At 71.7% G+C, this 25,267-nt stretch carries 24 protein-coding genes; 13 read left to right on the top strand and 11 right to left on the bottom strand.

Annotated elements, in window-relative coordinates; genetic code table 11:
* Nucleotides 1-27 precede the first annotated feature (27 nt).
* Nucleotides 28-1,188, top strand: coding sequence for a glycosyltransferase (locus tag QP939_RS08025; RefSeq protein ID WP_285455954.1), 1,161 nt, complete (start codon nucleotides 28-30; stop codon nucleotides 1,186-1,188).
* A gap of 91 nt (nucleotides 1,189-1,279) precedes the next feature.
* On the opposite strand, the gene QP939_RS08020 is transcribed toward QP939_RS08025, so the two are convergent.
* From QP939_RS08020 to QP939_RS08010, 3 genes are read right to left on the bottom strand one after another with little or no spacing between them, the layout of a single operon-like run.
* On the bottom strand, nucleotides 1,280-2,059 hold the full coding sequence (locus QP939_RS08020; RefSeq protein WP_285455953.1) for a purine-nucleoside phosphorylase: 780 nt from the start codon (nucleotides 2,057-2,059) through the stop codon (nucleotides 1,280-1,282).
* Entirely contained in the window at nucleotides 2,056-2,475 is a 420-nt protein-coding gene (locus QP939_RS08015; protein ID WP_285455952.1) for an ABA4-like family protein, read from the bottom strand. The genes QP939_RS08020 and QP939_RS08015 overlap by 4 nt, the downstream gene beginning before the upstream one ends.
* The gene (locus tag QP939_RS08010) at nucleotides 2,472-3,413 is read right to left on the bottom strand and encodes a hypothetical protein (protein ID WP_285455951.1); all 942 of its coding nucleotides are present in this window, start codon (nucleotides 3,411-3,413) and stop codon (nucleotides 2,472-2,474) included. Before QP939_RS08010 ends, QP939_RS08015 begins: the two co-directional genes overlap by 4 nt.
* A gap of 113 nt (nucleotides 3,414-3,526) precedes the next feature.
* Here QP939_RS08010 and QP939_RS08005 point away from each other — a divergent pair, with 113 nt between their 5' ends.
* The gene (locus QP939_RS08005) at nucleotides 3,527-4,165 is read left to right on the top strand and encodes a MerR family transcriptional regulator (protein ID WP_285459691.1); all 639 of its coding nucleotides are present in this window, start codon (nucleotides 3,527-3,529) and stop codon (nucleotides 4,163-4,165) included.
* Here QP939_RS08005 and QP939_RS08000 read toward each other — a convergent pair.
* Nucleotides 4,155-5,882, bottom strand: coding sequence for a serine/threonine-protein kinase (locus tag QP939_RS08000; RefSeq protein ID WP_285459690.1), 1,728 nt, complete (start codon nucleotides 5,880-5,882; stop codon nucleotides 4,155-4,157). The genes QP939_RS08005 and QP939_RS08000 overlap by 11 nt on opposite strands.
* A 136-nt stretch (nucleotides 5,883-6,018) precedes the next feature.
* On the opposite strand from QP939_RS08000, the gene QP939_RS07995 reads away from it, so the two are divergent.
* The 5 genes from QP939_RS07995 (at nucleotide 6,019) to QP939_RS07975 (ending at nucleotide 12,867) form a co-directional block, all read left to right on the top strand.
* Entirely contained in the window at nucleotides 6,019-7,854 is a 1,836-nt protein-coding gene (locus QP939_RS07995; RefSeq protein ID WP_285455950.1) for a methylmalonyl-CoA mutase family protein, read from the top strand.
* Entirely contained in the window at nucleotides 7,851-10,019 is a 2,169-nt protein-coding gene (gene scpA, locus QP939_RS07990) for a methylmalonyl-CoA mutase (protein WP_285455948.1), read from the top strand. The genes QP939_RS07995 and scpA overlap by 4 nt, the downstream gene beginning before the upstream one ends.
* Before the next feature lie 3 nt (nucleotides 10,020-10,022).
* Entirely contained in the window at nucleotides 10,023-11,018 is a 996-nt protein-coding gene (gene meaB / locus QP939_RS07985) for a methylmalonyl Co-A mutase-associated GTPase MeaB (protein ID WP_285455947.1), read from the top strand.
* Nucleotides 11,019-11,065: 47 nt separating this feature from the next.
* On the top strand, nucleotides 11,066-11,368 hold the full coding sequence (locus tag QP939_RS07980) for a hypothetical protein (protein WP_285455946.1): 303 nt from the start codon (nucleotides 11,066-11,068) through the stop codon (nucleotides 11,366-11,368).
* Between the two features lie 197 nt (nucleotides 11,369-11,565).
* Nucleotides 11,566-12,867, top strand: a complete 1,302-nt coding sequence (locus QP939_RS07975; RefSeq protein ID WP_285455945.1) for an amidohydrolase — start codon at nucleotides 11,566-11,568, stop codon at nucleotides 12,865-12,867.
* Between the two features lie 278 nt (nucleotides 12,868-13,145).
* Here the strand turns inward: QP939_RS07975 and QP939_RS07970 are convergent, their stop codons facing one another.
* Nucleotides 13,146-13,598, bottom strand: coding sequence for a gamma-glutamylcyclotransferase family protein (locus tag QP939_RS07970; RefSeq protein ID WP_285455944.1), 453 nt, complete (start codon nucleotides 13,596-13,598; stop codon nucleotides 13,146-13,148).
* 128 nt (nucleotides 13,599-13,726) lie between these two features.
* Here QP939_RS07970 and QP939_RS07965 point away from each other — a divergent pair, with 128 nt between their 5' ends.
* The 5 genes from QP939_RS07965 to QP939_RS07945 all read left to right on the top strand — a co-directional run bounded on the left by QP939_RS07965 (nucleotide 13,727) and on the right by QP939_RS07945 (nucleotide 17,947).
* A complete protein-coding gene (locus QP939_RS07965) occupies nucleotides 13,727-15,127 on the top strand; it encodes an NAD(P)H-quinone dehydrogenase (RefSeq protein WP_285455943.1) in 1,401 nt (466 codons plus the stop codon).
* A gap of 82 nt (nucleotides 15,128-15,209) precedes the next feature.
* Entirely contained in the window at nucleotides 15,210-15,650 is a 441-nt protein-coding gene (locus QP939_RS07960) for a hypothetical protein (RefSeq protein WP_285459689.1), read from the top strand.
* Between the two features lie 174 nt (nucleotides 15,651-15,824).
* Nucleotides 15,825-16,355: a hypothetical protein gene (locus QP939_RS07955; protein ID WP_285455942.1), complete on the top strand. Its 531-nt coding sequence runs from the start codon at nucleotides 15,825-15,827 to the stop codon at nucleotides 16,353-16,355.
* 68 nt (nucleotides 16,356-16,423) lie between these two features.
* Nucleotides 16,424-17,056: a class F sortase gene (locus QP939_RS07950; protein WP_285455940.1), complete on the top strand. Its 633-nt coding sequence runs from the start codon at nucleotides 16,424-16,426 to the stop codon at nucleotides 17,054-17,056.
* A gap of 87 nt (nucleotides 17,057-17,143) precedes the next feature.
* Nucleotides 17,144-17,947, top strand: a complete 804-nt coding sequence (locus tag QP939_RS07945) for a VOC family protein (protein WP_285455938.1) — start codon at nucleotides 17,144-17,146, stop codon at nucleotides 17,945-17,947.
* A gap of 419 nt (nucleotides 17,948-18,366) precedes the next feature.
* On the opposite strand, the gene glpK is transcribed toward QP939_RS07945, so the two are convergent.
* Both glpK and QP939_RS07935 read right to left on the bottom strand, forming a co-directional pair.
* Nucleotides 18,367-19,881, bottom strand: a complete 1,515-nt coding sequence (gene glpK / locus QP939_RS07940) for a glycerol kinase GlpK (protein ID WP_285455937.1) — start codon at nucleotides 19,879-19,881, stop codon at nucleotides 18,367-18,369.
* A gap of 31 nt (nucleotides 19,882-19,912) precedes the next feature.
* Nucleotides 19,913-20,665 (bottom strand): MIP/aquaporin family protein, encoded by a 753-nt coding sequence (locus QP939_RS07935; protein ID WP_285455936.1) that lies wholly within the window; start codon nucleotides 20,663-20,665, stop codon nucleotides 19,913-19,915.
* A gap of 198 nt (nucleotides 20,666-20,863) precedes the next feature.
* Here QP939_RS07935 and QP939_RS07930 point away from each other — a divergent pair, with 198 nt between their 5' ends.
* Nucleotides 20,864-22,636: a glycerol-3-phosphate dehydrogenase/oxidase gene (locus QP939_RS07930; RefSeq protein ID WP_434219638.1), complete on the top strand. Its 1,773-nt coding sequence runs from the start codon at nucleotides 20,864-20,866 to the stop codon at nucleotides 22,634-22,636.
* Nucleotides 22,637-22,643: 7 nt separating this feature from the next.
* On the opposite strand, the gene QP939_RS07925 is transcribed toward QP939_RS07930, so the two are convergent.
* From QP939_RS07925 to QP939_RS07910, 4 genes are all read right to left on the bottom strand, one after another.
* Entirely contained in the window at nucleotides 22,644-23,174 is a 531-nt protein-coding gene (locus QP939_RS07925; RefSeq protein WP_285455934.1) for a GNAT family N-acetyltransferase, read from the bottom strand.
* 62 nt (nucleotides 23,175-23,236) lie between these two features.
* Nucleotides 23,237-24,262 carry a hypothetical protein gene (locus QP939_RS07920; protein ID WP_285455933.1) on the bottom strand — a complete coding sequence of 342 codons (1,026 nt, stop codon included), beginning with the start codon at nucleotides 24,260-24,262 and terminating at the stop codon, nucleotides 23,237-23,239.
* Nucleotides 24,263-24,318: 56 nt separating this feature from the next.
* On the bottom strand, nucleotides 24,319-24,702 hold the full coding sequence (locus QP939_RS07915) for a DUF1707 SHOCT-like domain-containing protein (protein WP_285455932.1): 384 nt from the start codon (nucleotides 24,700-24,702) through the stop codon (nucleotides 24,319-24,321).
* Nucleotides 24,703-24,709: 7 nt separating this feature from the next.
* The gene (locus QP939_RS07910; protein ID WP_285455931.1) at nucleotides 24,710-25,216 is read right to left on the bottom strand and encodes a DUF1707 SHOCT-like domain-containing protein; all 507 of its coding nucleotides are present in this window, start codon (nucleotides 25,214-25,216) and stop codon (nucleotides 24,710-24,712) included.
* Between the last annotated feature and the right edge of the window lie 51 nt (nucleotides 25,217-25,267).

The raw sequence follows: 25,267 nt of genomic DNA, 5'->3' as shown, positions 1-25,267 counted from the left end.
GCCAGCCTACGGGCTAGGGTCGGGTGGGTGCGCTTGCTCTTCACCTCACTGGGGTCCTTCGGTCACGCGTTCCCACTAGTCCCGCTGGCGGTCGCCGCGCGCGACGCCGGCCACGACGTCGTCTTCGCCACTTCCGAGGACTTCCTGCCGCAGCTGCGGAAAGCCGGGCTCGAGACGGCGGCCGCCGGGCTCGGCATCCGCGACGCGTTCGGCCGGGCGTTCGCCGAGTCCGGCCCGCCCGGCCCGCGCCGCCCGCCGGGCGAGGTCCCGCCGGAGGTGCTGACGCCGATCGTGGCGAAGGTGTTCGGCGAGGTCATGCCCGAGCGGTTCGGCGCCGACCTGCCGCCGGTGTTCGCGCGCTTCCGACCCGACCTCGTCGTGAGCGAGTCCGGCAACTGGGGCGGGGTGTTCGCCGCGCTGCAGGCCGGGCTCCCGGCGGTGTCCCACGGCTTCGGCCGCGTCTCGACCGGCGACCCGATGGTGACGCGGATCCGGGAGGCGATCCGCGAGCACGGCGCGTCGCTCGGCATCTCGGTGGACGAGGACCTGGACGCGGGCTCGTACCTCGACATCTGCCCGGAGTCGGTGCAGGACCCGGACTTCCTGGCGCGCACGCCGCGCCGGGTGCCGCTGCGGCCGGTCGGCTGGAGCGAGCCGGGCGAGCTGCCGCCGGGCGTGCTGGACCGGTCGCGGCCGCTGGTCTACCTGACCCTCGGCACGGCGATGGGCCACGCGGGCGTCTTCGGCGCGGCGATCACCGGACTGTCCGGTTTGGACGTCGACGTCCTGGTCGCCACCGGCCCGACGGTCGACCCGGCCACGCTCGGCGAGGTGCCGCCGAACGTCCGGCTCGAGGCGTGGGTCCCGCAGGCGGCGCTGCTCCCGCACGTGGACCTGGTGGTCCACCACGGCGGCAGCGGCACGACGCTCGGCGCGTTCGGCGCGGGTCTCCCGCAGCTGCTGCTGCCGCAGGGCGCGGACCAGTTCAGCAACGCGGACGCGGTCCGCGCGGCCGGAGTGGGCGACCGCCTGCTCGGCACGGAGGTGACGGCCGAGGCCGTCGCCACCCAGGCCCGTCACCTGCTGACGGACACTGCAGTCCGCGACGCGGCCCGCGCTTTGGCGGCGGAGGTGGCGGCAATGCCGTCCCCAGCCGAGGTGGCGGCCCAGCTCCCGACCCTGGCCTGAAGCGCCCCAATGTGGCCTTGGTTGCGTCTGACGCACCCAAGGCGGCCTTCGTTGCGTCTGACGCACCGAAGGCCACATTGGGGCGCTCGGGTCAGGCGCGGGTGACCAGGTCGCGCAGCAGGGAGCCCATCTTGGTCGCCGCCGCGCGGCCCGCTTCCAGGACTTCTTCGTGGTTGAGCGGTTCGCCCGTCATGCCCGCCGCCAGGTTCGTCACCAGGGACAGGCCGAACACCTCGACGCCGGCCGCGCGGGCCGCGATCGCCTCCAGGACCGTCGACATGCCGACCAGGTCCGCGCCCAGCGTGCGCAGCATCCGGATCTCGGCCGGGGTCTCGAAGTGCGGCCCCACCAGGCCCGCGTAGACGCCTTCCTCGAGCGACGGGTCGATCTCGCGGGCGATGTCCCGCAGCCGCTTCGAGTACAGGTCCGTCAGGTCGACGAAGTTCGCGCCGACGATCGGCGAGCGCGCGGTCAGGTTCAGGTGGTCGGCGATCAGCACCGGCTGCCCGACGTGGAACCCTTCGCGCAGCCCGCCCGCCGCGTTCGTCAGCAGCACCGTCCGGACGCCCGCCGCCGCCGCGGTGCGCACGTTGTGCACCACCTGGTCGACGCCCTTGCCCTCGTAGAAGTGCGTGCGCCCCAGCATGACCAGGACGTTCTTGTCGCCGATCTTCAGCGAGCGGATGGTGCCGCCGTGGCCCACCGCGCCGGGCGTGGTGAAGCCGGGGAGCTCGGCGAACGGGATCTCCGTCTCGCACTCCCCGATGACGTCCGCCGCCGGGCGCCAGCCCGATCCCAGGACCACCGCGATGTCGTGCGCGTCCACGCCGGTGCGCTTGGCGATGGCGGCCGCGGCCTCGTGTTCACTCATGCCGCCGAGCGTATCCGGACGCTCCGGACCACCAGGAACACCACCAGCCCGAACGGTGACAGGAAGATCGTCAGCACCAGGATCGGGCTCACGATCCACGGCGAGATGTCCCGCGAGCGTGCCTCGAAGTACATCCACCGCGCGATGAACAGGTCGAACGCGATGAGGTGCGCCCAGACGAGCCCGGCACCCCACGGCGTCGCCAGGATCCCTTGCAAGACACCGAGATCGGGCCGGAGCATCGCCCGGCCCCACTCGCCGAAGTGCGGCAGCACGAGCGCGAAGTAGCAGGCCAGCGGCAGCAGCGGCACCCACGGCGACGCCATGATCCGCGGTGTCCACCGCCACTTCGGCGCGAGGATCATCGCCGCCCAGAACGGCACGGCCAGCGGGAACGCCACGTCGAAGAGGGTCATCGGGCCCGCACCGCGCCCCACGAGCCCAGCCCGACGACCGCGGCCAGCAGCGCGAGCACGCCGAGCGTCGCCGCGTCCGGGTGCACGATCGACTGCGCCCGCAGCGCCTGCCACGTGACCAGCGCGGTCAGCCCCGCGTACCCGAGCGCACCGACGAGGACGAGCCGCGCGCGGACGACGTCGTCGCGCAGCCGCGGGAAGCGCGAGGCCAGCGCCGCCAGCCCGATGGCCAGCAGCGGCAGCGCCTGCAGGGCGTGCATCCCGACGAAGTGCGGGATCCGCAGGTCGCCCGCCACCGTGCTCCAGCCGAGGACCGGCAGGCCGGGTCCGCCGTCGGGGATCCCGACGGTGTGCGCGCCGACCATGTCCGGCGTGCCGCCGGTCTTCCACTGCGCGAGCTGCTGCGCGGTCGGGTTCGTCATCAGGATGCCCAGCGAGATGCCCACGAGCGAGAGCACCGCTCCGGCGCGAACGGCCCAGAAGCTCGCGCGGTCTTCGAGCTTCGTGAACATCACCAGGACCGTCAGCACCAGCGTCGCGACCCACAGCCCCATGATCATCTTGCCCATGACGTTGTAGATCAGCGCGTCCTGTGGCGTCGCGATGTTGAAATGGCTCGCCCGGCCGCGCGCGGCCTGGAACACGAGCAGGACGTATTCGGCGGCGAAGATCGCGACCAGGAGGTTCGTCAGCCACCCCGCCGTGCGCCGGAACCGCGGCAGCAGCGAGACGAGCCAGCTCCAGGTCGCGAAGTAGAGCGCGCCGGACACGGCGAACTTGAACGGCTTGGCCCAGATCGGCGCCCCGGCCAGGGTGCGCTGGTCGAGCAGCATCGCGGCGACGCACAGCACGGCGACGGCGCCCAGCACGGCGGCCGCGATCGCGGATGGCCGGTGCCACCCGTGCGTTCTGCTCCGGACGTCGGCGAGGATGGTCATGGTTCCTCCCAGAATGGATAGTCAAACTCTCCGTTATGGGAAGCTAAGCTATCCATACTGAGAAGTCTTCAGGGTTGACCCCGAGTCCGACCCTGGGATCGGAGCGGATGCGCATGCGGATGGCCGAACTGAGCGCCGAGTCCGGGGTGCCGGTCGCGACCGTCAAGTACTACCTGCGCGAAGGTTTGCTCCCGCCGGGGGAGCGCACCAGCCCCAACCAGGCCCGGTACTCCGCGGCGCACGTCCAGCGGCTGCGGCTGATCAAGGCGCTCACCGAGGTGGGCGGGCTGCCGCTGGCCTCGGTCGGCGCCGTGCTCGGCGCGATCGACGGCGACGAGACCCCGCACGAGACGATGGGTGTCGTCCAGCAGGAGCTGGCCGGGACGCCGCCCAAGGTGTCCGACGAGGCCGCCGAGTGGGCGACGGCTCTGCTGCGGGACTTCGCCGGCCGCCACGGCTGGAAGTGGCACCCGGCGGAGAACAAGACGACCGGCAACCTGATCGCCGCCTTGGCGACGGCGAAGGAGCTGGGCCACGAGGAGCTCGCCGACCGCCTCGACGAGTACTTCGCGCTCGCGATGCGCGTCGCCGAGCTGGACGTCGAGGTGGTGACCGGGCTGACGTCGTTCGACAAGATCATCGAGGCCGGGCTGGTCGCGACCGTGCTCGGCGACCGGATCTTCACCGGCCTGCGCCACCTCGCCCAGGAGTTCGTGTCCCGCGAGGTGCTCGGCCGGGCGCCTAGTCGCTGACGCTCAGGGTGGTCGCGATGCGGTCGAAGACGTCCTGGCGGGTCGCGTCCTCCTGCTCGACCGGCGCGGTGACCGACAGGACCCACAGGCTGGCCCCCGACTTGAGCAGGTACACGAACGTCACCCGGGTGACGGCCTTGTCGCCGCCGTCGGGCAGCGTGCCGTGCTCGGTCGTGCGGTAGGTCAGCTTCGTGCCCTTGCCGTCCTCCGCCGGTTCCGGTCCGAAGAGCTGGAAGGCGTCGGAGGGGTAGGTCTGCTTGAGCCAGGTGATGTACTCGCCCTCGCCCGTGAACTGCTTGAAGTAGCCGGCCAGCCGCTCGAGCCGCAGCGACCGGCGGCCGTCCGGCGAGACGTACTGGACGACCGTGCTCACCCCGAGCCGCGTGCTGTGCGGGGCGACGAACTTCTGCCAGCCCTCCGGCACGGCGAGGCCGAACTGCCCGCCGGTGCCGGTCGCGTAGCCCGCGTCGCCCGACTGCTGGACCAGCGACGGCGCCGGCACGTCGGTGGGGCCGTTCGGGGTGGTCCGCGGCTCGGCGGCCGGCGGCAGCAACGGCTGCCCGCCGACGGTCCTGGCCAGCGCGAACCCGCCGCCCGCGGCGAGCAGGAAGAGCAGGATCGCGATGGCGACGAGCGCGGCGGTGGCCGCCGTGCCGCGCCGCGAGAGCCGCGGCGGCGGGGCGAACACCGTCGCCGCCTCCGGCGCGGGTGCGGGCGCCGGAGCCGGGGTGGGCGGGCGCAGGAACGGCAGCGGGCCCGGGTCGGTGGCGAGCTCGCTGCTCGACTCCCCGGCCTTCTTCTCCGGCTTGTCCGGCAGGACGGTCTTGATGACCTGCGTGTCGGTCGCGTCCGGCTGCGCCGACGTCTTCTTGCCGTCCGGCGTGCGGAACAGCTCGGGCCCGAACAGGTCGAGCGGCGTCTTCGTCTGCAGCGGGTAGAGCCGGTGCCGCACCTCGCGCAGGGTGATCCGGTCGCCGGGCTCCTTCTTCATCAGCGCGGTGATGACGTCGGCGAGCGGCCCGGACTTGGGCTTGGGCACCTTCCCGTTGACGACCTTGCCGACGGTCTCCAGCGGGTCGCCGTCGGCGTCGTAGGGCGGGTGGCCCTCGACGGCGGCGAACAGCGTCGCGCCGAGGCCCCACAGGTCGGCGGCCGGGATGACGGCGCCGCCGGACGCGACCTCCGGCGCGATGTAGGCGGGCGAGCCGAGCATGATCCCGGTGCGGGTCATGGTCGCCTCGGAGACGTTGCGGGCGATGCCGAAGTCGGTCAGCTTGATCCGGCCGTCGCTGGCGACGAGGACGTTGCCCGGCTTGACGTCGCGGTGGGTGATGCCGGCGGCGTGCGCGGCCTCCAACGCCGACGCCACGGCGATGCCGACCGCGGCGGCCTGCTCGACGGTCAGCGGCCCGTGGTCGCGCAGGATGTGCGCGAGGCTGCGCGAGGGCAGCAGCTCCATCACCACGAACGGCTGGTCGTCCTCGCGGGCGACGTCGTGCAGGATGATCACGTTCGGGTGAGAGAGGACGGCGATCGCGCGGGCCTCGCGCAGCGTCCGCTCCCGCAGCTCGTCCGCCTGCGACGCCGGGATGCCCGGCGGCACCTTCATCTCCTTGACGGCGACCTGCCGGTGGAGGAACTCGTCGTAGGCCGACCACACCGTGCCCATCGACCCGGAGCCCAGCACCGACCGCAGCCGGTAGCGGCCGGCGACCACTCGTGTCTCTTCGCTGGAAGGGGGCACGCCCCAATTGTGGCGTACCCGGGCACTGGCCCCTAACCTGCCCGGCCCGCCCCCTAGCGCGACTAGAGTCACAAGTCGGCCTCGGCCCGTGCCTCTACCATCACTGGGTATGACTGAAGTGGCCGGTCCGGAGTCAGTGCCGATCTCCGAGCTCGACCTCGCGGCCGAGTTTCCGCAGGCGACGCGCGAGCAGTGGCGGGAGCTCGTCGCGGGTGTGCTGCGCAAGAGCGGCAAGCTGCCCGAGGACTTCACGGGCGCCCCGGAGAGCAAGCTCGTCACGCGGACCTACGACGGGATCGAGATCCAGCCGCTGTACACGGCCGAAGACGCGCCGGGCGACAGCGGGTTCCCCGGCCTGCCGCCGTACGTGCGCGGCGCCCGCCCGGACGGGCAGGTCAGCACCGGCTGGGACGTGCGCGCCCGGTTCACCGGGGACGACGCCCGCGCGGTCAACAAGGCGATCCTCGCCGACCTCGAAGGCGGCGTGACGTCGATCTGGCTTTCGGTGCCGCCCGCGGCGTTGGCCGACGCGCTGAACGAGGTCTACCTCGACCTCGCGCAGGTGGTCCTGGACGCGGGCGCGGAGTACGAAGCCGCCGCCGACGCGCTGTTCGAGCTGTTCGACGAGCGTGAGATCCCGGCGAGCGAAGCCGCCGCGGTGCTGGGTGCCGACCCGCTCGGGCTGGCGGCCCGGTCCGGGGCGGCCGCCGACCTCGGACCGGCCGCCGCGCTCGCCGCGCGTGTCGCCGGGAAGTACCCGAAGGTGCGCACGATCGTCGCCGACGGCCTGCCGTTCCACGAAGCCGGCGGGTCCGACGCGCAGGAGCTGGGCGCCGTCGTGGCCGCCGGGGTCGCGTACCTGCGGGCCCTGACCGACGCCGGGCTCGACGCGGAAACCGCGGCCGGGCAGCTGGAGTTCCGGATCGCCGCGACCGCCGACCAGTTCTCCACCATCGCGAAGCTCCGCGCGGCGCGCCGCCTGTGGGCGCGCGTGGCCGAGGTGTGCGGGTTCTCCTCGCCCATGCGCCAGCACGCCGTGACGTCGCCGGCGATGCTGACCCAGCGCGACCCGTGGGTGAACATGCTGCGCACCACCGTTGCCTGCTTCGGTGCCGGAGTCGGCGGCGCGGACGCGGTCACCGTGCTGCCGTTCGACGCCGCGATCGGCAAGCCCGACGCGTTCTCCGCGCGGATCGCCCGCAACACGCACGCCGTGCTGCTGGAGGAGTCCAAGCTGGCCGGGGTCGTCGACCCGGCGGGCGGCTCCTGGTACGTCGAGAAGCTCACCGACGACCTCGCGCACGCGGCCTGGGCCGAGTTCACCGCCATCGAAGGCGCGGGCGGCATCGCCGCCGAGCTGGCGTCCGGCGCGCTGGCCGGGCGGCTGGCCGAGACGTGGGAGAAGCGGTCCAAGCGGATCGCCATCCGCCGCGACCCGCTCACCGGCGTCAGCGAATTCCCGAACCTGACCGAGAAGCCGGTCGTCCGGGCGCCGCTGGAGTCCACTGTGGAAGGCGGGTTGCCGCGGCACCGGTACGCCGAAGGCTTCGAAGCCCTGCGCGACGCCTCCGACGCCTACCTGGCCGAACACGGCGAGCGGCCGAAGGTCTTCCTCGCGACGCTCGGCCCGGTCGCCGCGCACACCGCGCGGGCCGGGTTCGCCGCCAACCTGTTCCAGGCGGGCGGGATCGAAGCCGTCAACCCGGGCGCGACCGGCGACCTGCCGGGCGCGTTCCGCGCGTCCGGCGCGAAGATCGCCTGCCTCTGCGGCACCGACGACGCCTACGCCGAACAGGCGGCCGACGTCGCCGCGTCGCTCGGCGCCGAACACGTCTTACTGGCGGGCAAGGGCTCCTACGACGGCGTCGACGGCAACGTCTTCGCCGGGTGCGACGCCCTCGAAGTCCTCAACGGCCTGCACGCCGAGCTGGGAGTCACGCGATGAGCATCCCGAACTTCGCCGGTCTCGACCTCGGCACGCCGTCGCCGGGCGACCGCGACGCCTGGGCGCGCGCCGTCGAAAGCGCCACCGGCAAGGGCCCGGACGCCCTCGCCTGGGAGACGCCGGAGGGCATCGGCGTCAAGCCGGTCTACACCGCCGCCGACCTGTCCGATGTGGACTTCCTCGGCACGTACCCCGGCATCGCGCCGTTCCTGCGCGGCCCGTACCCGACGATGTACGTCAACCAGCCGTGGACCATCCGCCAGTACGCCGGGTTCTCCACCGCCGAGGAGTCCAACGCCTTCTACCGGCGCAACCTCGCGGCCGGCCAGAAAGGGCTTTCGGTCGCCTTCGACCTGGCCACCCACCGCGGTTACGACTCCGACCACCCGCGCGTCTCCGGTGACGTCGGCATGGCGGGCGTCGCGATCGACTCCATCTACGACATGCGGCAGCTGTTCGACGGGATCCCGCTCGACAAGATGTCCGTGTCGATGACGATGAACGGCGCGGTGCTGCCGGTGCTCGCGCTCTACGTCGTCGCGGCCGAGGAGCAGGGGGTGAAGCCGGAACAGCTCGCGGGGACCATCCAGAACGACATCCTCAAGGAGTTCATGGTCCGCAACACCTACATCTACCCGCCGCAGCCGTCGATGCGGATCATCTCCGACATCTTCTCCTTCACTTCGCAGCACATGCCGAAGTACAACTCGATCTCCATCTCCGGCTACCACATGCAGGAGGCCGGGGCGACCGCCGACCTGGAGCTGGCGTACACGCTCGCCGACGGCGTCGAGTACATCCGCTCGGGCGTCGACGCCGGGCTGAGCGTCGACAAGTTCGCGCCGCGGCTGTCGTTCTTCTGGGCGATCGGCATGAACTTCTTCATGGAGGTCGCGAAGCTGCGCGCGGCGCGTCTCCTGTGGGCGAAGCTGGTCAAGGGCTTCGACCCGAAGTCGCAGAAGTCGCTGTCGCTGCGGACGCACTCCCAGACGTCGGGCTGGTCGCTGACCGCGCAGGACGTCTACAACAACGTCGTGCGCACTTGCGTCGAGGCGATGGCCGCGACCCAGGGGCACACGCAGTCGCTGCACACGAACGCCCTCGACGAGGCCTTGGCCCTCCCGACGGACTTCTCCGCGCGGATCGCCCGCAACACGCAGCTGCTGCTGCAGCAGGAATCCGGCACCACGCGCGTGATCGACCCGTGGGGCGGCAGCGCGTTCGTCGAGAAGCTGACCTACGACCTCGCGCGCAAGGCGTGGGGCCACATCACCGAGGTCGAGCAGGCCGGCGGCATGGCCAAGGCGATCGACGCGGGCATCCCCAAGCTGCGCATCGAAGAGGCCGCCGCGCGCACCCAGGCGCGCATCGACTCCGGCCGCCAGCCGGTGATCGGCGTCAACAAGTACCAGGTCACCGACGACGAAGAGATCGACGTCCTCAAGGTCGACAACGCGGGCGTGCGCGCGCAGCAGCTGGAGAAGCTGCGTCGGCTGCGCTCCGAACGGGACTCGGCGGCGACGGAAGACGCCCTGCGGCGGCTCACCGAAGGCGCGCAGAACGGCGGCAACCTCCTCGCGCTGGCCATCGACGCGGCCCGCGCGAAGGCCACGGTCGGCGAGATCTCCGACGCGCTCGAGAAGATCTGGGGCCGCCACGCCGGGCAGATCCGGACGATCTCGGGCGTCTACCGCGAAGAGGTGGGTAAGTCGCAGAACGTCGAGAAGGCCCGCGAGCTCGTCGAGAAGTTCGCCGAGGAGGAGGGCCGCCGCCCGCGCATCCTCGTCGCGAAGATGGGCCAGGACGGCCACGACCGCGGCCAGAAGGTGATCGCCACCGGCTTCGCCGACCTCGGCTTCGACGTCGACGTCGGCCCGCTGTTCTCCACCCCGGCCGAGGTCGCCCGCCAGGCGATCGAGGCGGACGTGCACGTCGTCGGCGTCTCGTCGCTGGCCGCCGGGCACCTCTCGCTGGTGCCCGCGCTGCGCCACGAGCTCGCCGAGCTGGGCCGCGAGGACATCATGGTCGTCGTCGGCGGCGTCATCCCGCCGCAGGACTACCCGGCCCTGCGCGAAGCGGGGGCGGCGGCGATCTTCGGCCCCGGCACGGTGCTCGCGGACGCGGCCATCGACCTGCTCGGCCAGCTGTCGGCGCAGGAGTCCTGACCCTTGCCGCGCAAGATCGACGTCACCGCCTACGCCAAGGGCGTCCTGGCGGGGGACCGCGGGACGCTGTCGAAGGCGATCACGCTGGTCGAGTCGCAGCGGGAGGACCACCGGGCGCAGGCGCAGGAGCTGCTGGTCGAGCTGCTGCCGTCGTCGGGCGGCGCCCGGCGCGTCGGCATCACCGGCGTCCCCGGTGTCGGCAAGTCGACATTCATCGACCAGCTCGGCACCGACCTGACCGCCGCCGGGCACAAGGTGGCCGTGCTGGCCGTCGACCCGTCGTCGACCCGCACCGGCGGGTCGATCCTCGGCGACAAGACCCGGATGGCGCGCCTGGCGGTCGACGAACGGGCGTTCATCCGCCCGTCGCCGACGTCGGGGACCTTGGGCGGGGTCGCGCGGGCCACCCGCGAGACGATCGTGCTGATGGAAGCCGCGGGCTACGACACCGTGCTGGTCGAGACGGTCGGCGTCGGGCAGTCCGAGGTGACCGTCGCCAACATGGTCGACTGCTTCCTCTTCCTGACCCTGGCCCGCACCGGCGACCAGCTCCAGGGCATCAAGAAGGGCGTGCTGGAGCTGGCCGACGTCATCGCCGTCAACAAGGCCGACGGCGACCACGAGCGGGACGCCCGCCGGGCGGCTCGTGAGCTTTCGGGCGCGCTGCGGATGATCTACGGTCCCGAGGCGTCGTGGACGCCACCCGTGCTGACCTGCAGCGGCCTGCACAACCTGCGCCTGGACGAGGTCTGGGGCGCGATCGAGCAGCACCGCGAGACGCTTTCGGCGTCCGGCGAGCTGGACGCCCGCCGCCGTCAGCAGCAGGTCGACTGGACCTGGGCGATGGTGCGCGAGCAGCTGCTGAGTCGCCTGGCGGCGCATCCGGACGTGCGAACGGTCGTTCCCGACGTCGAACGGGCGGTGCGGGACGGTGAGCTGACGGCTACCCTCGGTGCTCAGCGGATCCTCGACGCGTTCAGTCCACCGCGTGGGGGCTGACGTCGGCGGCGGTCCGCGGGCAGAATGCCCGGTGGCGAAGGGATGACATGGCGAAACTGCGGGGTCTGGTCCTGGTCGGGCTGCTGGGCGCGGTGCTGTTCACCGCGTCGCCGGCACTGGCCGAGCCGGTGCGCCCGGCCGCCGTCGCGGTGACCGTGGCACACGGGGCGGCGCCGGTGGTGGCGCAGTCGACGCCCAACCCTGGCCCGGTGCTCGACCCGGCCCAGACCGACAAGGCGAACAGCGAAAAGACGAAGAACAAGCTGATCGCGGGCCTGATCGCGGTGGTTCTGCTCGGCATCGTGATCTGGGGACGGCGGATCCGTTCGAAGAAGGCCAAGGGGTCCTGAGGTTTTCGGCTTTGCCGAACTACTGCACGCCGTTCAACGCAGATCCGGTACCGGCCATCTAGGACGGCCGTTTTCGAGGCGCGGCTTGCCGCCTGCATGGTGCACGATCATCTGCAAATGCGTAGGACAGATCGATCGGCACGACGCGTGACCCCAGCCGCTGCGCGGGTTGCCCGTGTTGCGGGAGGAGGTGCGGCGTGACGGTGCTCGACTCACGACCGGACGTTCCAGGTGACCCCCAAGGGCGCATCATCACCCCGATGGAGGGGCCGGAGGCGCTCATTTCCGACGCCGGCGTAAGCATGGCTCCCGTGGAGGACCTTGGTGCGGGCCGCGGCCCGTTCTGGCTCGACGACTGGCTCCGCGCCAACGCGACCGACGTGCTCGCCTGGCGGCGGCACATCCACGCCCACCCGGAGCTGTCGCGGCACGAGTTCGCGACCACCGAACTGGTCGTCACGCTGCTGCGCGCCGTCGGCCTCAAGCCGTGGGTGCTGCCCGGCGGCACCGGCGTGGTGTGCGACATCGGCAGCGGCGAGAAGTGCGTCGCGCTGCGTGCGGACATGGACGCGCTGCCGCTCACCGAGGCGACCGGGCTGCCGTACGCGTCGACGATCGAGGGCGCGGCCCACATGTGCGGCCACGACGCCCACACGGCGATCCTGCTCGGCGCGGCCCGCGCCCTGGCCGGCGCGCCCGAGCTGCCGGGTCGCGTGCGGTTGATCTTCCAGCCCGCCGAGGAGGTCATGCCCGGCGGCGCGCTGGACATGATCGCGGCGGGCGCGCTCGACGGCGTCGAGCGGATCTACGGCCTGCACGTCGACCCGCGGCTGGAGGTCGGGTCCGTCGGCATGCGCGTCGGCGCGCTGACCTCGGCCGCGGACCTGATCGAGCTGCGCCTCACCTCACCGGGCGGGCACACGTCCCGGCCGCACCTGACGGCCGACCTGGTGCACGCGCTGGGCACGGTGATCACGTCGCTGCCCGCGCTGCTCTCGCGCCGGGTCGATCCGCGCTCGGGCACGGTCTTGGTGTGGGGCGCGGTCCACGCGGGCCAGGCGGCCAACGCGGTCCCGCAGGACGGCGTCCTCCGCGGCACCCTGCGCACGGCCGACCACGAGGTCTGGACGGCGCTGGAACCGCTGGTGGCGTCGTCGGTGGAGTCCCTGCTGGCCCCGACCGGGGTCGGTTTTTCGTTGGACTACCGCCGCGGAGTCCCACCGGTGGTCTCCGACCCGGACTCGACGGCCCTGATGCGCGCGGGCGTCGAAGCGGCGCTCGGCGAGGGCGCGGTGGCGTCGACGGAGCAGTCATCCGGCGGCGAGGACTTCGGCTGGTACCTGGAGCACGTCCAGGGCGCATTCGCCCGCCTCGGCGTCTGGTCCGGCTCGCCGGCCGCCCAGTCGGACATCCACCGCCCGACGTTCGTGCTCGACGAACGAGCCCTGCTCTGCGGGGTCCGGACCCTGGTCCACACCGCCTTGGCCGCCCTCGCCTGAGCGAGGTTGTCCACAGCTTCCCCCAGTTGTCCACAGGCCGTGAACCGGCCCTTCCCTCGATCGGGGGAAGGGCCGTTTTGCGCGTCCGCGATCATGGCGGCAAACTGGGTCGGGACCAGTGCGTCTGCCTGCGGTTTTCCTTGTGTCGCAAGGCATTTCCCGCGGGCCGGGCTATTGGCCCGAGCGGGCGCGCGCGAACTCCGGCCGGGGGTGCGCGGCGTCGCCCGGAGCGCCGTGGTAGCGCTCAGGCCGCCGAGTTGTCCACAGGGTGGGGAGCGTCAGCCCGCGATGCCCGAACAGGGGCGGGTGCGCAGGTCGTCGACGTAGTCGGCGGGTGCCCCGGCCGCCTCCGCGGCGTCGGCCAGCACCCCCAGGTACCGCGCCGAGGGCAGACCGCCCTCGTAGGCGTCCAGGACGTACAGCCACGCCAGCACCGAGCCGTCCATGGTCTGGACGCGCAGCCGGATCTTGTTGTGGATCCCGAGCTCGCCGCCTTCCCAGCGGTCCAGCCCGGCCTCGTCCAGCGGGGTCACGTCGTAGAGGACGACGAAGACCCGCGAACCCGGGTCCTCGACGATCGTGGCCAGGGCACCTTCCCAGCCGAGGTCCTCGCCGCCGAAGGTCAGGCGCCACCCCTCCAGCCAGCCGGTGCCGGCCATCGGAGAGTGCGGCGCGCGCTCCAGCATCTGGGCGGGCTCCATGTTCGATCCGTACGCGGCATACAACGGCACGCGGACAGCCTAGCGACCCCCGCCCGGCCCGAGTGGACGCACTCGCCGTGTTCGCCCACTTCAGTGTCCGGTCACCGCCGCCGCGTACGGTGAGGGCACCGCAATCTCGCACTTCGAGGAGGACTCAGGTGACCAGGATCGTGATCATGGGCGGGGGCCCGGCCGGCTACGAAGCCGCGCTCGTCGCGGCCCAGCACGGCGCCGACGTCACGATCGTCGAGCGGGACGGCCTCGGCGGCGCCTGCGTGCTCTACGACTGCGTCCCCTCGAAGACGTTCATCGCGAGCTCCGGCGCGCTGGCGAAGATGCACGACCTCGGCGAGCTCGGCATCAACACCGACATGGCCGACACGAGCGTCGACCTGCCGACCGTCCACGGCCGGGTGAAGGGCCTCGCCCTCGCCCAGTCCGCCGACATCCGCGCCCGCGTCCAGCGCGAAGGCGTCCGCGTCATCGCGGGCGAAGCGCGCTTCTGCGACGAAGAGCCCGGCCTCGCGACCCACAAGGTCGCCGTGACGACGTCCGAAGGCACCGAGAAGCTGCCCGCCGACGTCGTCCTCATCGCCACCGGCGCGACCCCGCGCGTGCTGCCCGGCGCGGTGCCGGACGGCGAGCGCATCCTCGACTGGCGCCAGCTCTACGAGCTCCAGGAGCTGCCCGAGCACCTCGCCGTGATCGGCTCCGGCGTCACCGGCGCCGAGTTCGCGTCCGCCTACACCGAGATGGGCGTCAAGGTCACCGTCGTCTCCAGCCGCGACCGCGTCCTCCCGCACGAGGACGCCGACGCCGCCGCGGTGCTCGAGGAGGTCTTCTCGCAGCGCGGCACGACCGTCGCGAAGCAGGCGCGCGCCGACCGCGTCGAGCGCACCGAAAAGGGCGTCGAGATCTTCCTCGCCGACGGCCGCGTGATCGAAGCCAGCCACGCGCTGATGACCGTCGGCTCGGTCCCCAACACCAAGGACATCGGCCTGGACAAGGTCGGCATCGAGCCCGGCCCCGGCGGGTTCATCACCGTCGACCGCGTTTCGCGCACCTCCGTTCCCGGGATCTACGCCGCCGGCGACTGCACCGGCGTGCTGATGCTGGCCTCGGTGGCGAGCATGCAGGGCCGCATCGCGATGTGGCACGCGCTGGGCGAAGGCGTCGCGCCGATCAAGCTCAAGACCGTCGCCGCCAACGTGTTCACCCACCCGGAGATCGCCACCGTCGGCATCAGCCAGCAGGCGATCGACTCCGGCGAGGTGCCCGCGCGCACCATCATGCTGCCCCTGGCCACCAACGCGCGCGCGAAGATGGAGGGCCTCCGCCGAGGCTTCGTGAAGCTGTTCTGCCGCCCCGCCACCGGCGTGGTCGTCGGTGGTGTCGTCGTGGCGCCGACGGCGAGCGAGCTCATCCTCCCCATCGCGCTCGCCGTCCAGAACCAGCTCACAGTGGACCACCTGGCACTGACATTTTCGGTGTACCCGTCGCTGTCGGGCTCGATCACCGAGGCCGGGCGCCAGCTCATGCGCCACGACGATCTCGACTGATTCCGGCCGGTTTCGTAGGCAACCCGTCGCGCCCCGTCGCGTCTTGTCGGTTGTCAGGCTGAAGGACGCGAAGGGTGCGATGGTGCGCAAGACGGTGGTTTTCGTTGCGGCAGCGGTGATCGGAGCGACGGCGCTGGCGGCGCCCGCGACTGCGCAGCAGAGCACCGGTGCCGCGCCGGGCATGGTCCAGCTGAACGTCAACACGGCGATCAACCAGACGCTCGTGGACAAGTACGTCCGGGACGCGCCGAACGTCGCGCTGGCCAAGTGCGAAGGCGCGTCGCCGACGTTCGCCTCGCCGGTGCTCACCTTCTCCAACTACACGCCGGGGCCGTTCATGGGCGTCGACGCGAACATCAGCGCCGACGCCGCGATCAAGCCGGGCACCGCGGCGGGGACGTACCCGCTGACCGTGACCTGCGGCGGCCAGACATACAGCACGCAGTTCTCGGTGCCCGCGGCTCAGGTCGCGAAGGTGCCGTCCGGTGCCGCGAAAGCGGGCGACGGCAGCATGGCGGGCTGATCCCGAAATCTCCGCTGACCGCCTCGGGTGTTCCCGGGGCGGTTTTTTCATGGGCGCAACCTGAATCGGGCCGAGACGTCTTCAGAGGTACAGGAAGACGGGAAAGCCGAGGCAGGGGGACTGCGGCCGGCGCCCGTGAACGCGAATCCGCGAATGCGTCAAAAGGGGAGAGAAATGCGCAGGATCCTGGTTTTCGCCGGTGTTTCGGCCGGACTGGTGCTGAGTGCCCCGATGGCTTTCGCCGCTCCTTCGCCGACGGACGCCCCGGCGGGGAACCCGAAGGCCTACCTCCGCGTGCTGCCCGCGGCGGCCCGCCCGGGCGCGAAGGTGGAGATCCGCCTCGGCTGCGAGGCCTCGGCCACCCAGAACCTGAGTTCTCCCGTCCTCACCATCGGCTCGCTGCGCCGCGTCGGCCCGCAGCACGACCCGGCGAAGGCGCCGGCCGCGGCCGCGTCGGCGGTGGTGAACCAGGCGAAGCCGGGGGTCTACGCGGTGTCGTTCTCCTGCGGCGGCGCGGAGCTGACCACGAAGTTCACCGTGTCGAGTGACGTCAAGCAGGTCGTCAAGGTGCCGACGGGGGCCCCGCAGACCGGCGGCGGCCCGTCCGGCGACTCCGGCGGCCCGCTCGCGGCCGCGGCGGCGATGGGCGCGCTCGCGGTGGGCGGCGGCGGGCTCGTGCTCGCCCGGCGGGCCTGGCGGCGCTGACCGGAGCGTACGGTCGGAGCCCGACCACCCGGACGTGTGAACGGCAGGCGCCGGTCACGGGGGAGAAGATGACCACGAGGAGCACGAGCCGACGGGGCTACCTGATCGCCCTCGTCGTGGCCCTGCTGGCCGCGCTGGTGGTGGTGCTGGTGCTGACGCTCGGTGGCGACCCGGAGCCGTCGACCGCGCAGCCGCCGCCCGCCCGTCCGGTGGCGGTGGACCCGCGGCCCGCCGTAGCGGCGCTGCCGAAGTCCGAACCGGTCTCGATCGACATCCCGAAGATCGACGCGCGTTCGTCGCTGGTCCCGCTGGGCCTCAACCCGGACAACACCATCCAGGTGCCGCCGGTGACGACGCCGTTGCAGGCGGGTTGGTACACGTACGCGCCGACGCCGGGCGAGGTCGGCCCCGCGATCGTCCTCGGGCACGTCGACGGCAACCACCAGAAGGGGATCTTCTTCCGGCTGAAGGAGCTGGCCCCCGGTGACCGCGTCGAGATCGCCCGAAAGGATGGCACGACGGCGTCGTTCGAGGTGACGAAGGTGCACCAGGTGCCGAAGGAGACGTTCGAGAACGAAGGCGTCTACGACGACACAGCGGGTCCTGAGCTGCGCCTGATCACCTGCGGCGGTGTTTTCGACCGGACCGCGCACAACTACGTCGACAACATCGTCGTCTACGCGAAGCTCGTCAGCCCCTGAGTCCTTCGGCCCTGGTTTTGTCGGTGGTGGGTGCAAGACTGTGTCGGCCGTCACCCGAGGCGGCGCGGACGAGGGTTGGGAGTCGAGATGTTGTTCCGGGACGAGCGGTGGCCTGACGGCACGCCCAGCTGGGTGGACCTGATGGTGCCGGACCAGGCGAAGGCGGTGGCGTTCTACAGCGGCCTGTTCGGCTGGGACGTGCAGACGGGCGGTGAAGAGACCGGGTTCTACGGCATGGCGATGCTCGCCGGCCGGCCGGTCGCGGGCATCGGCCAGACCCCACCGGGCCAGGAGATGCCGCCGGTGTGGACGACGTACCTGTCGGTGTCCGATGTGGACAAGACGGTCGCGGCCATCACCGAGGCGGGCGGGCAGCTCCTGATGCCGGTGATGGAGGTGATGAAGGAAGGCCGGATGGCGGTGGCGGCCGACCCGGCGGGAGCGGTGTTCGGCCTGTGGGAGGACGGCAACCACATCGGCACCCAGGTGACGGCGGCCCCGGGCACGCTGGCCTGGAACGAGTGCATGAGCCGCGACTACCCGGCGGCGAAGGCGTTCTACGAGCAGGTCTTCGGCTACGGCTTCCAGGACCTGTCGAACGAGGACTTCACGTACGCGGTGCTGCTGATCGACGGCCGCCCGGTGGGCGGACTGGGAGCCCTCCCGGAATCGGTCCCGGCGGAGGTGCCGTCGAACTGGTCGACGTACTTCTCGGTGGCGGACGCCGACGCCAGCGCGGCGAAGGTGGTCGAGCTGGGCGGGCAGGCGCTGGACCAGCCGTTCGACTCCCCGTACGGCAGGCAGGTCCGCGTCATGGACGACCAGGGGGTGCATTTCCTGGTCATCGCGCCGAACGAGCAGTCCGGCAAGCCCGAGGGTTGGGAGGACTGAGCCAGGAGGCCGAGCATGCACGGTTGACCGGGCGCGGTGGCGGCCGCGCCGGGTCGAGCGGGCGAGTCCCGCCAGGCGAACCCACCCGGCAGCCGCGCTCAGCGGCACTGCGGCCCGGCGAGTTGCGCCGGGTCGGTCTGCCGGGCGCACCTAACCGGCGGCCGCCGTAGCCGCGCTGAGCGTGTGGTGGCGCGGGCGGCGGGCCGAGGTGCAGCGTTGCCCAGGCCCGGCGAGCCGCGTCGGGCGAAGTCGGGCCGGGCGAACCCGCCTCGGCGGCGCACCCGCGCTGAGCGGCATGGCGGCGGGCCGGGCGACCGTCCCCGCGGCGTGCCAACCAGGCTGAGCAGCCCGGCCACGCAACACCGGCCGAGTCGGCAGGCGGGCCGGAGGCGCCCGAGCGACGCCCCCGGCCCCGCCGGTCAGTCCTCGTCCGTGACCCAGTCGAAGGTCTTCGTCACGGCCTTCTTCCAGTTGCGGTACTCGCGCTCGCGGCGGGACTCGTCCATCGCCGGATTCCACTGCTTGTCCTGGGCCCAGTTGGTGCGGATGTCGTCCTCGGACTCCCAGAACCCGACCGCCAGCCCGGCGGCGTACGCGGCACCCAGCGCCGTCGTCTCGTTTACCACCGGGCGGATCACCGGCACGCCGAGGATGTCGGCCTGGAACTGCATGAGCAGCTCGTTGACGACCATCCCGCCGTCGACCTTCAGCGACTTCAGCGGGACCCCGGAGTCGGCGTTCATCGCGTCGATGACCTCGCGCGACTGGAAGGCCGTCGCCTCCAGGACCGCGCGGGCCAGATGTCCCTTGTTGACGAACCGGGTGAGCCCGACGATCGCCCCGCGCGCGTCGGAGCGCCAGTAAGGAGCGAACAGACCCGAGAACGCCGGGACGAAGTACGCGCCGCCGTTGTCCTCGACGCTGCGCGCGTGCTCCTCGATCTCGGCCGCGGTCGTGATCATGCCGAGGTTGTCGCGCAGCCACTGCACCAGCGAACCGGTGACGGCGATGGAGCCTTCCAGCGCGTACACCGTGTCGTTCGAGCCGATCTTGTAGCAGACCGTGGTGAGCAGCCCGTTCTGCGACATCACCTTCTCGGTGCCGGTGTTGAGCAGCATGAAGTTGCCGGTGCCGTAGGTGTTCTTGGCCTCGCCGGGAGACAGGCAGGCCTGGCCGAACGTCGCGGCCTGCTGGTCGCCCAGGATGCCCGCGATCGGCACGCCGGCCAGCGCGCCCTTCTCGCGGACCTTGCCGTACTCCTCGGACGAGGAGCGGATCTCCGGCAGCATCGAAAGGGGGATGCCCATCTCACCGGCGATCTCGGCGTCCCACTGCAGGGTGTCGAGGTCCATCAGCATGGTGCGGGAGGCGTTGGTCGGGTCGGTGACGTGCACGCCGCCGTCGGCGCCGCCGGTCATGTTCCACAGCACCCACGTGTCCATGTTGCCGAAGATCAGGTCGCCGGCTTCGGCCTTCTCGCGCGCGCCTTCGACGTTGTCCAGGATCCACTTGATCTTGGGGCCGGAGAAGTACGTCGCGAGCGGGAGGCCGACCTTGTCGCGGTAGCGCTCCTGGCCGCCGCCGAGGTTGCCGAGGTCGGTGACGATCTTGTCGGTACGTGTGTCCTGCCAGACGATCGCGTTGTACACCGGCTTGCCGGTCTTCTTGTCCCAGACCAGCGCGGTTTCGCGCTGGTTGGTGATGCCGACGGCGACGATGTCCTTGCTGTGCAGGTCGGCCTTGGCCAACGCGCCCGCCGCGACCTGGCGCGTGTTCTCCCAGATCTCTTCGGCGTTGTGCTCGACCCAGCCGGCGCGCGGGAAGATCTGCTCGTGCTCGCGCTGGTCGACGGCGACCACGCGGCCTTCGTGGTTGAAGATCATGCACCGGGTCGACGTGGTGCCCTGGTCGATCGCGGCTACGTACGAAGTCATGTGTGCTCCCGGGAATCCGTCGAACGGGCGATCAGGTCAGGTTGTGGACGGCGAGGTACAGCAGGGCCGCGAGGGCGCCGCCGGCGAGCGGGCCGACGACGGGGATCCACGAGTAGCCCCAGTTGGCGTTGGCCTTGTTCTTGATCGGCAGCAGGAACGCGTACGCGATCCGCGGGCCGAGGTCGCGGGCCGGGTTGATGGCGTAGCCCGTCGGCCCGCCGAGCGACGTGCCGATCACGAGCACCACGAACGAGACGCCGGCGTAGCCCAGTGCGGAGTTGCCGAAGGTCGGCACGCCGTCCGGCGACGCGGCCGCGGCGACCGGGCTGAGCAGGATCCAGGCGACCAGGACGAAGGTGCCGATGATCTCGGTGACGAGGTTCCAGGCGGTGTTGGGGATCTGCGGCGCGGTGGAGAAGATGCCGAGCGTGTTTTCGGGCTCGGGGTGGTCGTCGAACTGCAGCTTGTAGGCGGCCCAGCAGAGCACGGCGCCGATGATCGCACCGGCCATCTCGCCGATGAAGTAGAAGGGGACGTCGGCCCAGGAGACCTTGCCGGAGATGGCCAGGCCCAGCGTCACCGCCGGGTTGAGGTGGGCGCCGGTGGGCGCGGCGATGCTGGCGCCGGTGAAGACGGCGAACGCCCAGCCGAAGGTGATGAACAGGAATCCGCCGTTGTGACCGTTGTTCTTGCGGAGCACGTGGTTCGCGACCACACCGTTGCCGAGCAGGATCAGCGCGGCCGTTCCCAGTAGTTCCCAGACGATTATTGCCCCAGCACTCACCGCTGCACCTCCACACTGGACACTCTGCGCAGGGTCGATCACGGCGTGCCACGGCCCCGTTGCCGACCCACGTCCGGGCGACGTTACCGGGGTGGCGAAGATCATTCCAGGCACCGGGTAGCCGAATCTCGACAAGATCGCGGAGGGTTACGCCACACGTGTCATCCGTGGACGGGCGGATGATCACCAGGTCGTGCGATGCTGGAAGCCTCGCCAGCACGAGGAGGATGTCACGTGGCGCAGCAGCACGCAGCGGAGACGAACCCGGCTCGACTGGGCCCGGCCAGGCGGGAAGAGACCTGGCGACGGCTCGGTGAGGAGACGTTCGACCTCGTCGTCATCGGCGGCGGCGTCGTCGGCGCGGGCACGGCGCTGGACGCCGCGACGCGCGGGTTGCGGGTCGCCCTGGTCGAAGCGCGGGATCTCGCGTCGGGCACGTCGAGCCGGTCGAGCAAGCTCTTCCACGGTGGCTTGCGGTACCTGGAGCAGCTCGAGTTCGGACTGGTCCGGGAAGCGCTTCGCGAACGCGAGCTGATGTTGACGACGATCGCGCCGCACCTGGTGAAGCCGGTCAGCTTCCTGTACCCGTTGACGCACCGCGTGTGGGAGCGGCCGTACACGGCGGCGGGGCTGCTGATGTACGACACGATGGGCGGCGCGCGCAGCGTCCCCGGCCAGAAGCACCTGACGCGCGCGGGTGCGCTGCGGATGGTGCCGGCGTTGAAGCGGTCGGCGCTGATCGGCGGGATCCGCTACTACGACGCGCAGTCCGACGACGCCCGCCACACGATGACGGTGGCGCGGACGGCGGCGCACTACGGCGCGGTCGTCCGGACGTCGACCCAGGTGGTCGGCTTCCTGCGCGAGGCGGACCGGGTGTCGGGCGTGCGCGTGCGCGACGTCGAGGACGGCCGCGAGACGGAGATCTCGGCGGGCGCGGTGATCAACTGCACGGGCGTGTGGACCGACGAGCTGCAGCGGCTGTCGGGTGGCCGCGGGCGGTTCCGGGTGCGCGCGAGCAAGGGCGTGCACATCGTCGTGGCGCGCGACCGGATCGTCTCGGAGTCGGGGATGATCCTGCGCACGGAGAAGTCGGTGCTGTTCGTGATCCCGTGGCGCAACCACTGGATCGTCGGCACGACGGACACGGACTGGAACCTCGACCTGGCGCACCCGGCGGCGACGAAGCACGACATCGACTACATCCTCGAGCACGTCAACAGCGTGTTGGCGACACCGCTGACGCACGACGACATCGAAGGCGTGTACGCGGGTCTTCGGCCGTTGCTGGCGGGGGAAAGCGAAGAGACGTCGAAGCTTTCGCGCGAGCACGCGGTGGCCAGGGTGGCCCCGGGCCTGGTGGCGATCGCGGGCGGCAAGTACACGACGTACCGGGTGATGGCGGCGGACGCGGTCGACGCGGCGGCGGTCGACTTGCCGGGCCGGTCCCAGCCGTCGATCACGGACAAGGTCCCGCTGCTGGGCGCGGACGGCTACCACGCACTGGTGAACCAGGCAGACCACCTGGCCGCCGAGCACGGCTTGCACCCGTACCGGGTCCGGCACCTGCTGGACCGCTACGGGTCGCTGGTCCACGAGGTCTTGGCATCGGCGGATGGCCGCCCGGAGCTGCTGAAGCCGATCGAGCACGCACCGGATTACCTGGGCGTCGAGGTGGTGTACGCGGCTTCGCACGAAGGGGCGCTGCACCTGGAGGACGTCTTGGCGCGCCGGACGCGCATCTCGATCGAGTACGCCCACCGCGGCGTGGACTGCGCGGAACAGGTGGCGACGCTGGTGGGCGAGGTGCTCGGCTGGTCGCCGGAGACGGTGAAGCGGGAGATCGAGGTGTACCGCGCCCGGGTCGAGGCGGAGCGCAAGTCCCAGTCCCAGCCGAGCGACGAGGCGGCGGACGCGTTGCGCTCGGCGGCCCCGGAGGCGCGGGCGGGCATCGTGGAGCCGGTGAGCTGAGCGGCGGTCAGGCGGTGCGGTGCCACCGGATCAGGCGCTCCCCGGTCGGCGCCCGCTCGGCCTCCGGGCCCACCAGCGTGAACCCGCACCGCTCCGCCACGATCGCCGACGCCGTGTTGCTCTCCTCGTACCGGTAGCTCACCTCGCGCAGCCCGAGCCCGCCGAACCCGAAGCGCAACGCCGCGTTCAACGCCGTCGTCGCGATGCCCTTGCCTCGCTCGGCCGGGTGGACCCAGATCGTCGCTTCCGCGTAGTCCGACGCCAGGTCCAGCTCGCGCAGTCCCACTTCGCCCAGCAGTCTCCCCGATGTCGGCTCCGCGATCGCCCACGAACAGCGCTCGTCGCCCGCCCACTGGGCCGCCCGCAGCGCCACGTACTCCGTCGCCTCGTCCAGCGTCCGGAGGCGGTAGTTCAGCACGTACTTGCGGTGCGTCGGATCGGCGAACGCCTCCATCAGCAACGGGCGGTCGTCGATGTACCGGTCGGCGCGCAGCTGGCGCAGGTAGTAGGTGCCCGCGTTGATCTCCACCGGTTCCACTCCGCCCAGCCTAGCCAGGCCGGGAGCACGTCGCCCCCGGCCCGGCGATCAAGGCCCCGGCCTCAGCGGAGGCGGTACCGCCACACCACCGGACGGCCGCCGTCCGACGGGTCCAGGTTCGACACCACCCCGGCGATCGTCCCGTCGTCGCCCACCGCCTTCGCGTAGCCCGCCGCGTACCCGGCCAGGGGCAGCGGGCCCGTCGCCCGTCCGGCGAGCCACGTCGAGAGGGGACCCACCGGACCGACCGGGTCGGGGCGGGGGCCGTTCCCGGCGATCAGGCCGAACCCGTTGAGCCCGAACGTCGTGCTCGACGACGGCAGCACCTCCGGCTGACCCGGGGAACGCCAGCGCACGCCTTGACTGGTGAGCAGGTCGGAGGCGAGGGCGTTGCCGGTGATCTGCCCGTTCCGGATGGCCGCCGCGGTGACCCACGCCGCGCCCGGCGGGGCCGTGAGCTGCTGGAACGTTCCGTCGCGCCAGGTGTAGGACTTGCCGAACGAGTTCAGCAGGACCGTGCCGTCGTCGTCGATGTCCGCCGCGCTCAGGTACGGCAGGCCGGTGATCACCACCGGGTGCGCCCGGTCGCCGGCCGGCCAGAGCACCGCCGCCCCGGGGCCGCCGTCGTTCGGCTGGGCGCCGGCGAGGACGTCGCCGCGTTCGTTCAGCGCCACCGCGCGCAGGCTCGCCCAGTCGCCCGGGGTGAACAAGAGCTCGTAGCGGCCGTGGTCGAGCAGCATCGGCTGCGACCAGAAGCCGCCCTTGGCGTTGCCGAGGATCGTCCCGGCGGAGTTCTCGTCCACGACGTCGGCGGCCTCGTAGCCCTCGGGCTGCGGGTGGACCGTGGGCTTCCCCTGCGTCCACGTCACGATGTGGGAGATCCCGTCCAGCCAGAGGTCCCCGGCGTACCCGCCGTGGCTGTCGGTGCCCTGCACGTGCCCGGTCGCGTCCGCGAAACCGTCGGGCATGGCCAGCAGCTCGGCCCGCCACTGCCCGAGCCCCGCCGCCTCGGCGGGCTGCGCCAGTGTCACCGCGCACACCGCGGCCGCCGCCAGCACGGCCGCGCGTCTCATCGATCCGAATCCCATGTGGATCTCCTCCCCTGAAATCGACGTCACCGACACGCGTGACGCCGGGGAAGGGTTTAGCGACGGCGGCGCATCCCCGCGATCGCCGCGACCACCAGCGGCAGCGCCACCGAGATGATGAGCAACCGGCCCCGCGACAGGATGAGCACCACGATCGCCAGCACGATCGCGATCGGCACCGCGCTCCTGGTCAGGAAGTTCGCCAGCGGGTTGTCGCCGGACATGGCCGGCACCGGGGGCGCCCCGTGCACCAGCGCGCTCGGGCGCGGCGACGGCAGGTCGTCGAACAACGGGATGAGCTCGCTGACCCGTTTGGCCGCCGTGACCTTGGCGGAGCGGGTCCCGTACTCGTCGATGTCGAGCCGCCCGGTGCGGACGTGTTCTTCCAGGACGTCCAGGGCGTCCTGGCGTTCGGCGTCGCTCAACCGCATGTCGCCCACGGCAGGATCAGCGACCCAGCTCGCGCCGGTAGGAGTCCCGCAGCGCGCGGCGGCGTTCGCGGTCGCGCAGGTGCCGGTCGTGGCGGCGGGGCCCGCCGTGGCCCCACATCGACCGGCCGAAGACGGCGAGGCCGATCGGGACGAGGATGAGCGTCCCGTGGACGACGCCGGTGGCGATCAGCGCGATCGTGACGATGAACAGCAGCGGGACGAAGGCGGCGAGGAACCGCTGCGGCGGCGACCAGTTACCCGGCCCGGACGGCGCGGGCGCGGCGGCGGGTTCGGGTGCTGCGACCGGCGGCGGGCTGTCTTCGTAGCGCGGGTGCGGGGCGGGGAGGTCCGCGAAGATCTCGCCGAGCTCGCCGCGCGTCTTCGCCGCCGTGATGCGGGCCGACCGCTCGCCGTACTCGTCGATGTCGATCCGCCCCGCGGTCATGTGCTCACCGAGCGCGGACAGCGCGGATTCGCGGTTCTGGTCGCTGATCCGCAGCTGCGGAGCCGGAACGTCGGTCACGTAGTCGATGGTAGGCCGCCTCGGGGGCGGCCCACCACGACATCTGTAACG

It is taken from the genome of Amycolatopsis nalaikhensis (assembly GCF_030264295.1).
Lineage (GTDB): Bacteria > Actinomycetota > Actinomycetes > Mycobacteriales > Pseudonocardiaceae > Amycolatopsis > Amycolatopsis nalaikhensis.
Note: the sequence above shows the minus strand (reverse complement) of the source record. Positions and strands in the feature narration are given on the sequence as shown.